This window comes from Aliiroseovarius sp. B-4 (assembly GCF_056857795.1).
Window position 1 is genome coordinate 1 of the sequence record NZ_JBSXNV010000035.1, and the last position, 16,048, is coordinate 16,048.

Below are 16,048 nucleotides of genomic sequence, written 5' to 3' on the forward strand. Positions count from 1 at the left end.
AAAGGAAAAGGGTCAAGAAACAGACAATCCTACACCGCCGCTTGCAACATCAAAAACAAGCCGCATAATCAGTCACACAAACGAGCCAGAGCCTCCATTGCTCAAACCGCTCTGATGTCCCATTTTATATGACGACGGACACCATCGGCCAGATCGTGGCTGAACCGCTCAAGACCCACTATCCGAGTGTTTCGAAATCCGAGGTGAAGGCTCGCGTGCGCGAGGTGTTGGATCGCGTGGGTATCCTGCCCAACATGATCAACCGTTACCCGCACGAGTTCTCGGGTGGGCAATGTCAGCGGATCGGGATCGCCCGCGCGCTGATCCTGAAGCCGCAGTTGATCATCTGCGATGAACCGGTGTCGGCGCTGGATGTGTCCATTCAGGCGCAAGTGATCAATCTGCTGATGGAAATTCAGGAAGATATGGGGTTAAGCCTGATTTTCATCGCGCATGATCTGTCTGTCGTGAAGCACATATCAACCCGCGTGATGGTGCTTTATCTTGGCAATGTCGTTGAAATCAGCGAGGCCGAGCAGTTGTATCGAGCGCCCGGCCATCCCTATACGCAGGCGCTGATTTCGGCGGTTCCGATACCGGACCCGAAGGCTTACGCTGATAAAGAGGTGCTTATTCTGGATGCGGATCTGCCGTCGCCACTGAACCCGCCTTCAGGCTGTGTGTTTCGCACCCGCTGTCCGCTGGCGAAACCTGTCTGTGCGGAGATCAAGCCGCCGCTGACGGACCGGGGCAATGGGCAGCAGGTCGCCTGCCACGTCATCTGACAAGATCCGAGCACACCATCCGGATACCCCGACAAACGCCGGGATTTGATGATCCGCTTGTGTCGGGAGGTTGATCTCATACAGCTTGGCGATGACCGTCTCAGGCCGACGATACCGTCAGTGTAACCGGTAGCTGGCCTGTTCCGGCGACAACTGGTCGGTTTGACCGGTCCTGAAAAGGTTCGGACATGTAAGTGACCCTGCTTGAAAGTCTTGAGCCACATCAAAGACAGGCCGTCTTCGCAGGTGCAGAAACGCGGCAGGAGGAGTTGTCGGCCCGACCTGTCGGGAGAGTTATGCGTGAAGGACCAAACAGCATGGACAAAAGCCCACTCAGCCCTCTTTTCGACCCACGGTCTGTGGCCGTGTTCGGGGCCAGCCCGTCCGGCAGTTCCGTCGGTGGGTTGGCCTATGCCAACCTGATCTCTGGTGGTTTTGACGGAGCGATTTATCCGATCAATCCCAAGTACAAAAAAATTGGTGAAACTGAATGTCACCGCAACATAGCGGCCATATCGAAAGAGGTTGATCTGGCCGTCATAGCGACCCCCGCACGCACGGTTCCTGGCATCATGCGCGATTGTGCGGCGACAGGTGTGAAAGCGGCGATTATCCTGTCGGCGGGGTTCAGTGATGGCGATCAGAAGGGCCGAGCCTATGAATCGCAAGTCATGCACGAAGCTCGCAAAGGCGGCATCCGGGTCCTTGGGCCGAACTGCGTTGGTCTGGTGCGGCCGTGGCTTGGGTTGAATGCAACGTTTCTAAAGTCGCAAGCCCCCAAGGGTCGCCTTGCGATGGTGTCGCAATCCGGGGCCTTGATCTCGGCCATTGCGGATTGGGCCGGACCGCACCATTCGGGATTTTCGGCGATGGTGTCTTTGGGCAGTTCGCTGGATGTCGATATCGGCGACACTCTGGATTATCTGGTGAACGATCCGAAAACCGATGCGATCCTGCTGTATATAGAAGGCGTGAAAGATGCGCCGAATTTCATGTCGGCGATGCGCCGGGCGGCACGCTTGAAACCCGTGATCGTTTTGAAATCGGGCCGCCATGCCGTCAGCGCGAGGGCAGCACACACCCATACCGGCGCATTGATCGGCTCGGACGAGGTGTTCGACGCAGCGCTGGAGCGCGTCGGTGCGGTGCGGGTCAACACGTTGGGGCAATTGTTCGCCGCCGCCGAGCTTTTGGCGAATACCAAGAAAACTTCCGGAGACCGGTTGTGCATTATCACCAATGGCGGTGGTGCAGGTGTGCTGGCCGCAGACCGTGCAGGAGATTTGGGCATAAGCCTTCCGCCTTTGTCAGAACCGACGCGTAAGGCTCTGGACAAGATACTGCCCGCGTTCTGGAGCCATGCGAACCCCGTCGACATTCTGGGCGATGCGACCCCTGATGCCTATGGCGCGGCGGTCAAGGCCGCGATTGCCGACGCCGAAGTCGACGGCGTTCTGGTGCTGTTGACGCCGCAAGCCATGACCGACGCCACGGTTGCCGCGCAAGCCGTGAAAGATGCCTTGCCGAAGCGCAACAGTAAGCCCGTTCTTGCTTGTTGGATGGGGGAAGATGTGGTTGCGGAAGGACGCATATTGCTGTCCGAAGCCGGAGTTTCCGTGTTTGAGACGCCCGAACGGGCTGTTGAAGGCTTCTCATACCTCGCCCAACATCACCGCAACCGAAAGCTGTCACTGGAAGTTCCCCGTGCGCGGGCTTTTGAACAGGGACTTGATCTGGATGGCGCGCGGATGATCATTGCCAACGCGCTGGCCGCTGGGCGAAGCATTTTGTCGGATACCGAAAGCAAGGCGCTGCTCAGCGCATTCAACATCCCGGTGAACCTGACCTTTGAAGCCAAGACCGCCAACGAGGCGCTGATCGCGGCAGAAACGGTTCGCTTTCCCGTCGCGATGAAAATCTCGTCGCCCGATGTTTCGCACAAGACCGATGTGGGCGGCGTGAAGATAAACGTGGCCCATGCCGCGTCCGTAACGCGCGCGTTTCACGAAATCATTGGCAGCGTAAAGAGCGCGATGCCTGATGCGAAAATCTCGGGCGTCACGGTCGAGGCGATGTCGCATCTGCGCCAAGCCCGCGAGCTAGTGATCGGGGCCAGTCGTGATCCGGTGTTTGGTCCAACAATCTTGTTCGGGGCTGGCGGCACGATGGTTGAGGTGATGAAAGACAGCGCGGTTGCCCTGCCGCCGCTGAATTCGGTCTTGTCGGAACGCCTTATAAATCGCACACGCGTATCAAAGGCGCTGGAAAGTTTCCGTGACTATGACCCGGTCGACAGGGCGGCGCTGGTGGATGTGCTCAAGCGGATTTCGATCATCGTCAGCGAATTGCCCGAGATCATTGAACTGGACATCAACCCGCTGTTTGCCGGGCCGGATGGCGTCTTGGCAGTGGATGCGCGCATTACCGTGGCGCGCCCGCCGTCCAATGATGGTCGCTATGATCACATGGCGATCCATCCCTATCCGCGCCACCTTGCACGGCAGACTTTCCTGCGTGATGGCACCCCCCTGACCATCCGTCCGATCCGGCCAGAGGATGCCGAGCATGAAAAGCAATTCATGCGCGATCTGTCGAATGAAGCAAAGATGATGCGGTTCATGGGATCGGTGAATGAACTCAGCCCCGAGTTGTTGGCGCAGTTCACCCAGATCGACTATCGCCGCGAAATGGCGCTTGTTGCGATGGCCGAGATTGATGGTCAGTCGGTTCAGGTCGGTGTGGCGCGTTATGTGATCAACCCGGATTGGAAAAGCTGTGAATTTGCCGTCGTTGTGTCGGACCGCATCCAAAGTCAGGGGCTGGGCACGAAGCTGATGAAAGGTTTGTTCAAGGCCGCGCAGGATCATGGGCTTCATGTCATCGAAGGCACGGTTCTGCGCAAGAACACCCCGATGCTGCGTTTGATGAAAGATCTGGGGTTCACGCAACGCCCGGACCCGGATGACCATGATGTGGTGATCGTCGAACGCGAGCTTTAGATCGAGGTTCAGGAGAGGAGACCGAATGCTGTCAATCATATCGCACCCAGAGTGCCGAGAACACGATGCTGGCCCCCTGCATCCAGAAAGCAAGGCGCGGCTGGATGCGATCAACAACCAGTTGATCATGTCCGGTATGGATTACGTTGTGCGACATCGCGATGCGCCACTGGTCGAGCGGGCGCAGTTGGAGCGGGTGCATGACTGCGAGTATCTGGACCGTGTCTATGCGCTGGCGCCGGGGCAGGGGATGCAAAGCGTTGAAGTCGATGGCGACACGGTGATGAGCCCGGGGACGTTGCGTGCCGCGGAACGCGCCGCCGGTGCGGGCGTGCTGGGGGTTGATCTGGTGATGTCGAGCGAGGCCAACCCGGTGTTTTGCATGATCCGTCCGCCCGGCCACCACGCTGAACGCGACAAGGCGATGGGGTTTTGTCTGTTCAACAATATCGCGGTGGCTGCCGCTCACGCGATTGAGGCGCACGGGCTAAAACGCGTTGCGATCGTTGATTTCGATGTGCATCACGGAAATGGAACCGAAGAGATATTCAAAACGGAAGAACGTGTCCTGTTCTGTTCCAGCTTTCAGCACCCGTTCTATCCCTTCACGGGGCACGAAAAGGAAACCGACAACCTCGTCGACATTCCCCTGTCAGCGGGTGCCGGTAGCGCGGAATTTCGCGAGGCTGTCAGCGCCCATTGGCTGCCGCACCTCAGGGATTTCAAACCCGAGTTTGTATTTATCTCGGCTGGTTTCGACGCCCATATCGCGGATGACATGTCCAGCGTGCAGTTGACCGATGCCGACTATGAATGGGTCACGCGTGAATTGAAGGCCGTCGCTGACGAGTTTGCCGAAGGACGGATCGTTTCAATGCTGGAAGGCGGATACGAACCGGACGTTCTGGGCCGGTCCGTGGTGAAGCATCTGAACGTGTTGTTGGGCTGATCAGGCGAACCGCGCCGGGCTGAGTGATGCAACCGTATCCTGTCCCAGTTCGGATGGGGAACCTGCAACAATATCGGCCAACAACTGCGACGCGGCGGGGCTGGTCTGAAACCCGTATCCGCCTTGCCCCGCGAACCACAGAAAGTTCGCGTGCCGCGGTGAAGGACCGATGACCAGATTGCGGTCGGGTGCGAAACTGCGCAAGCCCGCCCAATTCGATATCATCCGTGTGACGGGTTCCGTCACCAGTTCTTCGTAGCGGGCCAGACCCTCGGCCAAGACCATATCGTCTGCCCACGCGTCGTGCGGGTCGACGGGGTCGGCATCAGCAGGGGATACGATCAGGGCGCCAGCATCGGGTTTGGCATACCAACTTTCGCCCGCGCCCATGAACATTGGCCAACGCGACACGTCGCAGTCCTCCGGTGCCGGAATGCGGGCCATCGACCGGCGAAAGGGCTGGATGCCAAGCGGCGCAATCCCAGCCACCGCGGCAATCTGATCAGCCCAGGCCCCCGCTGCGTTGACCAGCGTTCTGGCGGCGAAAGTGCCTTTCGGGGTCGTGACCTCCCATCCGGTTGCCAAGAGGGTGATGTGCTGGACGCGCGCCCCGGTGATGACCTCACCGTTCGCGCGAATCTCGCGGGCGAAGTTCTGGATCAAGAGGTCGGTGTCGATGTCCCATGCGTCCGCGTGATACCCCGCGCCAACCATGGTCCTGGCTTTCAGGATCGGCACCAACGCACAGGCCTCCTCGACCGAGATACGCTCTATCATCATAGAGGTCAGATCATGCGCCAGAGCGGCTTCTTGCCCTTGTTTCGCAACGATCATCAGACCACGTGGGCTAAGCACCCCGCCGTTTTCGGTTTCATGATACCGACGCGATGCGCGGTTCAGTTCAATCACGCTGGGCGCGCCATAGCTTTCTTCGAACATCGCCGCAGACCGGCCCGAGGCGTGATAGGCAAGGGCAGCCTCTGCCTCTAACAGCGTAACGCGGCCAATATGGGACAGTCGCGCGCCAGCCGACACGCCAGCGATGCCGCCGCCAATGACGATGAAATCCTGCATCTATTGCTCCCGTGAAACATCGTTTGCCGCGACACTGGCATGATGCGAGCCAAAGCGAAAGCCTTTGCCGGGTGTGCGGCCGGGGCAACCCAAATAGAAAAGACCCCGCCCGCAGGCGAGGTCTGATGGTTTGAAATCTCCTTGGATCAACTGGAGGGGATTTCGCCTTCGATACCTTCGACATAGAAGTTCATGCCAGCAAGGGTGCCGTCATCTGCTGTCTCGCCTTCGGCCAGCCAAGGCGAGCCGTCTTGCTTGTTCAGCGGGCCGGTGAAGGCGTGGTATTCGCCTGATGCCAGCGCGTCGCGCAGGGCTTCGGCTTCCGCTTTCACGTCGGCAGGAACAGCGTCCGTGATCTCGCCAATGCCGACCATGCCTGCGCCGATCCCGGCCCAGGTCGAAGCGCTTTCCCAGGTGCCGTCCATGACTGCCTTGGTCCGCTCGATGTAATACGGGCCCCAGTTGTCGATGATCGACGAGACGCGCGGCATCGGCGCATAGTCTGCCATGTCAGATGCCTGACCGAAGGTGATGATGTTCCCGGCTTCTTGCGCTGCGGCTTGCGGCGCGGTCGAATCCGTATGTTGCAGGATGACGTCAGCACCCTGTTCGATCAGAGCTTTGGCGGCGTCTGCTTCTTTGGCCGGATCAAACCATGTGTAGGCCCAGATGATCTTGAACTGGACGTCAGGGTTTACCTTTTTGGCGTGAATATAGGCCGAGTTGATACCACGGATCACTTCCGGGATCGGGAACGAGGCAATGTAGCCGACGATGTTCGACTTGGTCATCTTGCCCGCGATGTGACCCTGAACTGCGCGACCTTCATAAAAGCGGGCCGAGTAGACCGACACGTTTGGCGCGGTTTTATAGCCGGTTGCGTGTTCGAATTTGACGTCCGGGAACTTCTCCGCCACCGCAATGGTTGCGTCCATGTAGCCAAACGAAGTGGTGAAGATCAGGTCCGCGCCAGACAGCGCCATTTGCGTGATCGCGCGTTCGGCGTCCGCGCCTTCCGGGACGCTTTCCTGATAGATCGTTTCGACCTGGTCGCCGAACTCTTCTTCCACGGCCAAGCGGCCCTGATTGTGTTCATAGGTCCAGCCGCCGTCGCCGACAGGGCCGACGAAGATAAAGCCGACCTTGGTCTTGTCCTGAGCCTGGGCCACCCCGGCCAAACTTGCGGCCAAGGCCACCCCGGCCAATAGTGATTTTACTGCACGCATATCATTCTCCCTTGATGGATTGAGCAGATTTCGGTTTTTCGTTTTCGCGGTCATCGGTGCTCTCGGCAGCCTCGCGAATGCGTCGTTGAATGTTGGTTTCGCTTTCCAAAAGTGCGGCGGTCACGATGGCCGATGGGACGGCAATGACCCCAAGGCCGATGAAAAGCACGATGGTGGTGAAAATCTTGCCGCCGGGCGTGATCGGGAACATATCACCATAGCCCACAGTCGTGAAACTGGCGACCGCCCACCACAGGCTGTCAGGGATCGAGGCAAAAACCTCGGGCTGGGCGTCGTGTTCGAATATATAGATGCCGACCGCCGAGACATAGAGCATCAGGCCGGCGATCACGCCGAAGACCAAAAGTTCACCCCGGACCTGCCGGAAGGCGACCACAAGACGTTCCATCGCGTGTGACCCACGAAACAGCTTCAGCAACCGCACCAGCCGCAACAGGCGGAACGTACGGACCACCAGCCATTGCGGGGTCAGAAGCGCGATCGCAGGCGCGATGCTAAGAAGGTCGATGATGCCCCAGAAGCTGAACGCATAGCGCAGCGGACGCGGGGCAGTGGTCAGACGCACCAGATATTCGATCGAAAATATGACCAACAGGAAAATTTCGAAACTGAGCAGGAAGTTTCGCAAATATCCCGGCAGTTGTGGCATGGTTTCAAGCGCGATGGCGATCGCTGAGGCGACGATCAGGACGTCCATGACACGGCCAACATTCACGCCGCCCAAGGGCTTGTGCCCATCAAGGATCTGGTGAATATCGGGATTGATCATCTGGGAAACCTAGTGCGTTGCGTGGAAGATGCGCCCAAGTGATCCGGGCGCGCCATGTTGGCCACGCAAAGAGATAACCACAAGCACGAGAATTGTCACGACATAGGGGCTCATCGCCAGGATCTCGACAGGGATCGCGGCACCGGCGGCTTGTAGATTAAGTTGAAGCACCGTGATGCCACCGAACAGATATGCCCCAAGCAGCACGCGCCATGGCCGCCAGCTGGCGAACACAACGATGGCAAGGGCAATCCAGCCCGCGCCCGCTGTCATGCCTTCGACCCATTGCGGAACCCTGACAAGGCTGACATATGCTCCGCCCAGTCCGGCACACGCGCCACCGAAGGCGATGGCCATCAGCCGCACACGAATGACCTTGTAGCCAAGCGCGTGGGCTGCGTCGTGGTTTTCGCCGACCCCGCGCAGGATCAAGCCCGCGCGGGTTCGCGTCAGCACATACCACGTGGCGGCCACGATGATCAGGCTGACATAGACCATGGGATCATGTCGAAACAGGATCGGTCCAAGCACTGGAAGATCGCCCAGCAACGGGATGTCCCACTTGGCCATGCTGGGCGCTTTCATTCCTTCGTAGGGCTTGCCGATCAGCGATGACAGGCCAAGTCCGAACAAGGTTAGCCCCAGCCCCGTGGCGACTTGATTGGACATCAGGTAAAGCACCAGGACGCCGAATAACATCGACAGTGCGGCTCCGGCAGCAGCGGCAGCAACAAAGCCCACGGTGGGGCTACCTGTGTTGACGCCAATGGCGAAGCCGACGACGGCACCGGTGATCATCATACCTTCGACCCCAAGGTTCAGGACGCCAGACTTTTCGACCACCGCTTCGCCAATGGCCGCCAAAAGGATCGGTGTGGCCGCGACCATCAGGGACGCCAGCAGTAGGAGTGGATTGATTTGACCAAGATCCATCGGTTTTCTCCTTACACCGTGGCGGTTTTGTTAAAGCGGATACGGTAATGGGACAGCACATCCATCGCCAGAAGGAAGAACATCAGCATCCCCTGAAACATCTGAATGGCGGCCCCTGGCAAACCCAGCATCAGTTGCGCCAGTTCTCCGCCGATATAGGTCAGGGCCATCAAAAGCGCGGCCAGCAGGATGCCAATGGGGTGAAGACGGCCAAGGAAGGCCACGATGATCGCGGTGAACCCATAGCCAGAGTTGAAGTCGATGGTGATTTGCCCTGAGGGGCCCGAGACCTCGAACAGCCCGGCAAGCCCGGCCAACGCCCCTGATGTGCCCAGACAAAACAGGATCAGACGGGTCGGATTGACCCCAGCAAACCGCGCCGCCCGCGGCGCTTCGCCTGTCAGACGCACATGAAAGCCCAGCATATGCCGGGTCAGCAAAACATAAGTGAAGATAACGGCAATAAAGGCCGTGGCCACACCCCAGTGCATGCCGGTGCCGCTGATCAGTTCGGTGTTATAGGCGGCAGGAAAATCACGAAAATTGCGTGATCCGGGGAACCCCATGCCCTCGGGGTTCTTCAAAAGTCCCTGACTGACCGAAGCCAAAAGGTTCTCGGCGACATAGGCCAGCATCAGGCTGACGAGAATTTCGTTGGTACCGAATTTGACTTTCAACAGACCTGGTATCATGGCCCAGGCCCAGCCGCCGATTGCTCCTGCCAGCACCATGGCCGGGAAAATCAGAACGCTTTCAGATGGATAAAAGGCCAGCCCGACACCTGCGCCGCAGATGGCCCCCATGATGTATTGGCCTTCCGCCCCGATGTTCCAGATGCCCGCGCGAAACCCAAGGCTTAGACCGATGGCGATCAGGATCAGCGGAGCGGCTTTGACCAGAAGTTGTGGGCGTGAATAGGGTCCGAAAGTTTCGTGAAACAGCGGGTCCCAGAAGATTGTGCGGATGGCTTCCAATGGGGGCTTTCCGAGCATCCAGAACATTATGCCACCCGCGATCATCGTAGCGACGACCGCAAGGATCGGAGTGAACCCTGCCCAGAATTTTGACGGCTGAGGACGCTTTTCCAGATGTATCATGCCGCGCTCTCCTGCTCGCCGCCGCCCATCATCAGGCCGATGGTTTCAACATCCAGATCTTGGGTTGCCACCGGATCGGCCAGACGACCCTCGTTCAACGCGGTGAAACGGTCTGCGATTTCCATCAACTCATCCAGATCCTGACTGATCACGATCACTGCCGCGCCATGATGGGCAAGGTCCAGAAGAGATTGCCGGATCGCCGCCGCGGCCGAGGCATCCACCCCCCAGGTCGGTTGATTCACCACCAGCACCTCCGGCCGTTGCAGCACCTCGCGCCCGATGACGAATTTCTGCAAATTGCCGCCAGACAGCGAACCGGCGGCGTTGTCCGGCCCTGGGGTGCGCACGTCAAATTCCTTGATGACCTTGCGAGCAAAGGTTTCGGCCTTGCCCCAGCGCAGAAAACCGCGTTTGACGAGCTTTTCACGCACAGCGCCTGTCAGAAGGGCGTTTTCGGTCAAGCTCATATCAGGCGCCGCCGAATGTCCAAGACGCTCCTCGGGTGCCGTCAGCAGACCACGAGCGCGGCGGGCATTGGGGTGCAAATTTCCAATTTCTTCACCCGCCAACGATATTGTCCCGCTTTGGGCACGTCCTTCTCCAGACAAGACGGCCAGCAATTCGTCCTGCCCGTTGCCCGCCACACCGCCGACGCCCAATACCTCGCCCTTGTGCACCTCAAGCGAGATGTTGCGCAGGTTCGTACCAAACTCGGTCGGGGATTTCATCGACACGTCGGACAAGGACAACGCCACCGGGCCGGGTTTTGCCGCCTCGCGGAAAGGCACATGCAGCGTGTCACCCACCATCATTTCCGCCAGTTGCCGCGCCGACTTCTCGCGCGGGTCGCAGGTATCGACCACTTTGCCCAACCGCAGAACGGTGGCATGTTCGCAAAGCGAACGGATCTCTTCCAGCTTGTGCGAAATATACAGGATCGCTGTGCCTTCTGCGGTCAGTTTTCGCAGGGTTCTGAATAGAACATCAACCTCTTGCGGGGTCAGAACCGAGGTTGGTTCGTCCATAATCAAAAGCTTTGGGTCTTGCAAAAGGCAGCGAATGATCTCGACCCGCTGACGTTCCCCGGCAGACAGTTCCCCCACGATGCGCCCCGGATCAAGCGGCAAGCCGTAGGCTTGACTGACCTCGCGTATGCGCGCAGACAGCGCCCGCCGGTCGGGTGGGTTGTCCATCCCCAGCGATATGTTTTCGGCAACTGATAGCGCGTTGAACAGGCTGAAATGCTGAAACACCATCGTCACCCCGGAATTGCGCGCCGCCGCCGGATTGATCGGCGCGAAACCTTCACCGCGAAGCGTCATTTGCCCCGCGTCAGGTTTGACGAGGCCATAGATCATCTTCACAAGCGTCGACTTGCCCGCCCCGTTTTCCCCCAGCAGGGCATGAACTTCGCCCGGCAGGATCGAAAATGAGACCTGATCGTTGGCCACAACACCCGGATAGGCTTTCGTCATCCCCTCAAGTGTCAATAGCGCGTTTTCGTGGCGCGTATCTCCTGTCACCTGGCATTCCCCTGTTGATTTTTTCTTTGTTTGCCACGCCTTTAAGTAGCGCGGAGGCAACCCCGATCGCAATGGCTTGCGGGGTTTTACCAAGGCCCGGATCACCGATCGGGCATTGAATTCTGTTGATCTGTGCGACGCTGTGGCCAAGCGCGGCCAATCGCTTTCGAAACCGCGCCCATTTGGTTGCAGAGCCGATCAGTCCGGCACCGGCGAACGGGCGAGACAGGATCGCATGGCATAGGTCCAGATCCAGGCTGTGGCTATAGGTCAGCACCAGATGATGCGCGTCATGCGGGGCCAGCCGTGCGGCAACAGCGGGATGGGGTGCTGGCAGGGCGGTCACACGCTCTGCAATGGCGTCCGGAAACCTGTCTGTGCCTGTATCGACCCATGTGATCGCCAGATCGTGCACCGGCGACAGAACATTGACCAGCGCCCGCCCGACATGCCCGGCGCCATAAATCCAGATGGGTGTGGTGGGCCGGGTCAGGGGCTCGATCATCCACCCATGCAGAAGTTGTGGGGCAGGGCGCAGCCCCTTGGCCCGCGCCTTATCCAGAACACGCTTTACGGCCAAGGGTGTTGTGTCGACGGCCATCACCGCCCGCGCCACGATCCCGTCCCTTTCCGGTCCAGTCAGATCATCCTCTGCAAAACGCTCGGTCAGCAGCGTGACGGCCCCACCGCAGCATTGACCCAGATCCGGTCCCAGCGGCACGCGTATCAGGGTGCGGCTTCCGCCACCAACCAACAATTCCCGCGCGGCTTCGGTGGCGCGATATTCCAATTCTCCGCCCCCGATTGTGCCGCTTTGCCCGCCCTGCCAGACCAACATGGATGCTCCGACCTCGCGCGGGGTTGAACCGGCTGTGGCTGCGACAACCACGCGGGCGACCGGGCCGTGTCGCGCGATCGCATCGGCCAGTTGGATCAGATCAAAGCTCATCCGGGGCGCACCCGTTCGATGGCGTTCAGAATTTCCTCGGCTGTGGCCGGGGCGTTCAGGTCGTGATAGCCATCGCCACACGCCGACACCGCATCCGCCAGCGCAAGCCACGCGGAGATACCCAGCATCAAGGGCGGCTCTCCTACCGCTTTGGAACGGAACACCGTATCCTCGTGATTTGGCTGATCCCACAAATCGACATTGAAGATGCGGGGTCGATCTGAGCAGGCAGGTATTTTATAGGTCGATGGGGCGTGGGTGCGAAGCCGCCCCTTGCCGTCCCAGACCAACTCCTCGGTGGTCAGCCAACCCGCCCCTTGCACATAGCCGCCTTCGATCTGTCCAATGTCCAAGGCTGGGTTCAGACTGCTGCCCGCGTCATGCAGGATATCGGTGCGCAGAATGCGGTTTTCACCGGTCAGCGTGTCTATGACCACTTCGGTCAACGCGACGCCGTGGGCGAAATACAAGAACGGGCGGCCTTGCCCTTTCATCCGATCCCAATTGATGCCCGGGGTCTTGTAAAAGCCCGTCGCCGACAGGCTGACACGCGCCTCATAGGCTGAGGCGGCAGCTCTGGCAAAGCTGATGGTTTGCCCGTCGGGGCCATGCAGGGCACCATCCTCGTACGAGATGCCTTCCGCGTCACACCCCCAAAGCCCCGCCATATGTTCAGACATACGATTGCGTATGGTCAGACATGCCGCCTGCACGGCCATTCCGTTCAAATCCGACCCGGAGGACGCCGCCGTGGCGGATGTGTTGGGCACCTTGGCGGTGTCGGTCGCGGTGATCTTGACTGCGTCGATCGGCACGCCAAGGCAGCTTGCGGCCACCTGCGCCACCTTCTGAAACAGCCCTTGTCCCATCTCGGTGCCGCCATGGTTCATGCGAACCGACCCATCCGCATAGACATGGACCAGCGCACCTGCCTGGTTCAGATGGGTCAGGGTGAAGCTGATTCCGAATTTGACGGGGGAATAGGCGAGACCCTTTTTCAGAATCGGATTGTCTGCGTTGAATGCGTCCACACCTGCCCGTCGCGCTGCATAGTCGGCCCGCTCCAACAAGGCGTCGGTCATAGCCGGGACGTGAAAGCCCTCGATGGTCTGGCCGTAATGCGTAGTTTGCCCGTCGCGATAGAAATTGGCACGCCGTACCTGAATCGGATCTAACGCCCGCGTGGCAGCGATGTGATCCAGAATGCGTTCGATCCCCAAAACGCCTTGCGGCCCGCCGAAGCCGCGAAAGGCTGTGGCCGACGTCGTGTTGGTCTTGAGCCGATGGCTTTCGATCCGCACTGCGGGCAGGTGATACGCGTTATCTGCATGTAGCATCGCGCGGTCGGCCACCGGCAGCGACAAGTCTTGTGACCAGCCGCAGCGGGCAAGCTGCGTGACCTCTAACCCCAGAATGCGACCTTCGTCATCAACGCCCGCGCGATAGGTAATGCGGAAATCGTGGCGTTTGCCGGTGATCACCATGTCATCATCGCGGTCATAACGCATCTTGCACGGCCGCCCGGTGCGCCAAGCAGCCACGGCACAGGCCACGGCCAGCGCGTTGCCCTGACTTTCCTTGCCGCCAAAGCCGCCACCCATCCGGCGGGTTTCAACCCGGATGCCGTGCATCGGAACGCCCAGCGCCTCGGCCACCTTGTGCTGAATCTCCGTCGGGTGCTGGGTCGAACTATGCACCAGCATGTCGCCGGCTTCTTGCGGTATCACCAATGCGGCCTGACCTTCCAGGTAGAAGTGCTCTTGCCCGCCCATCTCGAACGATCCGGTGAGTGTGTGCGGGGCGGATTGGATGGCGTCAGCCGCTTCCCCGCGCGACCAGATCACCGGGCCGCCTTCAAACCGGCTGTCCGCCGAAATGGCCTCATCTATGGTCAGAACCGCAGGACGCGGGTCAATGGTGATCTTGGCGTTCCGGGCGGCTTTGCGGGCGGCAAGATGCGAGGTTGCCACCACTATGAAAATCGGCTGACCGTGATAAAATACTTCACCCTTCGCCAGCAGGGGTTCGTCATGGACAGAGGGCGACACATCATTCGCGTGGGGCAGGTCGATCGCGGTCAGCACCTCCACCACACCGGGCGACTGGCGCACTTTTGACAAATCGGCGTGAGTGATCACGCCGCGAGCTGTATCGCTGAGGCCAAATGCCAGATGCAGGCAGTTGGCTGGCGTCGGGAGGTCATCGACATACCGAGCCTCGCCGGTCACGTGTAGACGGGCCGCGTCATGGGGAAGAGGGCGACCGACGCTCATGGCTGCACCTCAAGCACGGATGTGGTCAGCCCCTGATCTTCATGCCAGTAGCGTATCAGTAGATTCTGCGCGGTTTTCATCCGGTATCTGGCCGACGCGCGCATGTCGGACATTGGTGTGAAGTCTTTCTTGAACAGCGGGAGAGCGGTGCGGATGCTCTCTTCGGTCCACGGTTTGTCCATCAGGGCTGCTTCGACATGGGACGCGCGCTTGGGAATCCCAGCCATGCCGCCGAACGCAATGCGCGCCTGCGTGACAGTGCCGTCCTGTACCGTAATGTTAAACGCCCCCAAAACGGCCGAGATGTCCTGATCGAACCGTTTGGACAGCTTATAGACCCGCAGCCGATCTGGCTGGCGCTTGAAAGAAACAGCCTCAACAAACTCACCGCGGCGGCGATCTTGTTTGCCATAGTCGATAAAGAAACTTTCCAGCGGGATCGCCCGCGTCTCGGACCCGCGCCGCAGGCGCAATGTAGCGTCAAGGGCAATCAGGGCCGGCGGCGTGTCACCGATGGGGGACCCGTTCGCGATATTGCCGCCAACGGTCGCAACGTTACGCACTTGGATCGAAGCGAAGCGGCGCAACATCTCGGCAAAGTGGGGATGGTGCGTGGCAACGGCCCTGCGCAGGTCTTCCAGCGTGACGCCCGCACCAATACGGATCTTGTCGTCGCCAATGTGAATGTCTTTCAGATCTTTGACGCCATTCAGGAAGATCACCGGGTTCAGGTCCCGCAGTGCTTTGGTGGCCCAAAGCCCGACATCCGTCGCCCCTGCAATCAAGGTTGCGTGGGGCGAGGTCATCAGCGCATGTGCAAGTTCGTCTGAAGTTTCGGGTCGGGCAGGATCCTTGTGGTGAGCGGTATCCGGCAACGTGCCTGCGCGGGGGTTAAACCCTTCGGGCACCGCTTCACGCGCTGCATCTTCGGCGGCGCGAATAATCGGGGCGTAACCCGTGCAACGGCACAGGTTGCCCGCCAGAACATCGTCATGGTTCTGATCGCCGTTCAAATGTGCCGCAGCCAGCGACATGGTGATGCCGGGGGTACAAAAACCGCATTGCGACCCGTGCCGGTCGATCATCGCGTCCTGCACCGGGTGAAGTTGGTCGCCGTCTGCCAGCCCTTCGACGGTGGTCAGAGATTTTCCGTTCAATTGGCCAAGAAACAGGATGCAGGCGTTAACTGCTTTTGCGCCATGAGCGTCTGCGACAATGATCGTGCACGCGCCGCAATCGCCTTCGTTGCAACCTTCCTTGGTCCCGGTCAGTCCTTGAGTATCGCGCAGCCAATCCAGTGCAGACCGCGTTGGGTCTGCATCATGCAGGGTCACACTCTCTCCGTTCAGAAGAAAGGCGATATCCATGAGATTCGTCCCGCCGCGTTACCCTGTTGTTGCCCCGGTTTGCCAGTCTTCGATGCGGCGTAGAAAACAGGCGGGGTTTA

The 16,048-nt window shown here is 59.5% G+C and carries 11 protein-coding genes and 1 pseudogene; 3 read left to right on the plus strand and 9 right to left on the minus strand.

Annotated features, from left to right (window positions below; all coding sequences use genetic code 11):
- Positions 1-140 precede the first annotated feature (140 nt).
- The 3 genes and pseudogenes from AC13C8_RS07905 to AC13C8_RS07915 all read left to right on the plus strand — a co-directional run.
- A pseudogene (locus tag AC13C8_RS07905) lies at positions 141-785 on the plus strand (oligopeptide/dipeptide ABC transporter ATP-binding protein); the annotation flags it as partial.
- A gap of 317 nt (positions 786-1,102) precedes the next feature.
- The gene (locus tag AC13C8_RS07910; RefSeq protein ID WP_482846972.1) at positions 1,103-3,784 is read left to right on the plus strand and encodes a bifunctional acetate--CoA ligase family protein/GNAT family N-acetyltransferase; all 2,682 of its coding nucleotides are present in this window, start codon (positions 1,103-1,105) and stop codon (positions 3,782-3,784) included.
- Positions 3,785-3,809: 25 nt separating this feature from the next.
- Positions 3,810-4,733 carry a histone deacetylase family protein gene (locus AC13C8_RS07915; protein WP_091428359.1) on the plus strand — a complete coding sequence of 308 codons (924 nt, stop codon included), beginning with the start codon at positions 3,810-3,812 and terminating at the stop codon, positions 4,731-4,733.
- On the opposite strand, the gene AC13C8_RS07920 is transcribed toward AC13C8_RS07915, so the two are convergent.
- From AC13C8_RS07920 to xdhA, 9 genes are all read right to left on the minus strand, one after another.
- Positions 4,734-5,807 carry an NAD(P)/FAD-dependent oxidoreductase gene (locus tag AC13C8_RS07920; protein ID WP_482846973.1) on the minus strand — a complete coding sequence of 358 codons (1,074 nt, stop codon included), beginning with the start codon at positions 5,805-5,807 and terminating at the stop codon, positions 4,734-4,736.
- Positions 5,808-5,953: 146 nt separating this feature from the next.
- Positions 5,954-7,033 (minus strand): BMP family ABC transporter substrate-binding protein, encoded by a 1,080-nt coding sequence (locus AC13C8_RS07925; RefSeq protein WP_091428363.1) that lies wholly within the window; start codon positions 7,031-7,033, stop codon positions 5,954-5,956.
- Between the two features lies 1 nt (position 7,034).
- The gene (locus AC13C8_RS07930; RefSeq protein WP_482846974.1) at positions 7,035-7,823 is read right to left on the minus strand and encodes an ion transporter; all 789 of its coding nucleotides are present in this window, start codon (positions 7,821-7,823) and stop codon (positions 7,035-7,037) included.
- 9 nt (positions 7,824-7,832) lie between these two features.
- Positions 7,833-8,756 carry an ABC transporter permease gene (locus AC13C8_RS07935; RefSeq protein ID WP_091428368.1) on the minus strand — a complete coding sequence of 308 codons (924 nt, stop codon included), beginning with the start codon at positions 8,754-8,756 and terminating at the stop codon, positions 7,833-7,835.
- Between the two features lie 11 nt (positions 8,757-8,767).
- The gene (locus AC13C8_RS07940; protein ID WP_482846975.1) at positions 8,768-9,853 is read right to left on the minus strand and encodes an ABC transporter permease; all 1,086 of its coding nucleotides are present in this window, start codon (positions 9,851-9,853) and stop codon (positions 8,768-8,770) included.
- Complete coding sequence (locus AC13C8_RS07945; RefSeq protein ID WP_091428372.1) at positions 9,850-11,331, minus strand: ABC transporter ATP-binding protein; 1,482 nt, start codon at positions 11,329-11,331, stop codon at positions 9,850-9,852. Before AC13C8_RS07945 ends, AC13C8_RS07940 begins: the two co-directional genes overlap by 4 nt.
- 4 nt (positions 11,332-11,335) lie before the next feature.
- On the minus strand, positions 11,336-12,328 hold the full coding sequence (xdhC, locus tag AC13C8_RS07950) for a xanthine dehydrogenase accessory protein XdhC (RefSeq protein WP_091428374.1): 993 nt from the start codon (positions 12,326-12,328) through the stop codon (positions 11,336-11,338).
- Positions 12,325-14,601 carry a xanthine dehydrogenase molybdopterin binding subunit gene (gene xdhB, locus AC13C8_RS07955; RefSeq protein WP_482846976.1) on the minus strand — a complete coding sequence of 759 codons (2,277 nt, stop codon included), beginning with the start codon at positions 14,599-14,601 and terminating at the stop codon, positions 12,325-12,327. Before xdhB ends, xdhC begins: the two co-directional genes overlap by 4 nt.
- The gene (gene xdhA / locus AC13C8_RS07960; protein WP_482846977.1) at positions 14,598-15,968 is read right to left on the minus strand and encodes a xanthine dehydrogenase small subunit; all 1,371 of its coding nucleotides are present in this window, start codon (positions 15,966-15,968) and stop codon (positions 14,598-14,600) included. Before xdhA ends, xdhB begins: the two co-directional genes overlap by 4 nt.
- Positions 15,969-16,048 lie beyond the last annotated feature (80 nt).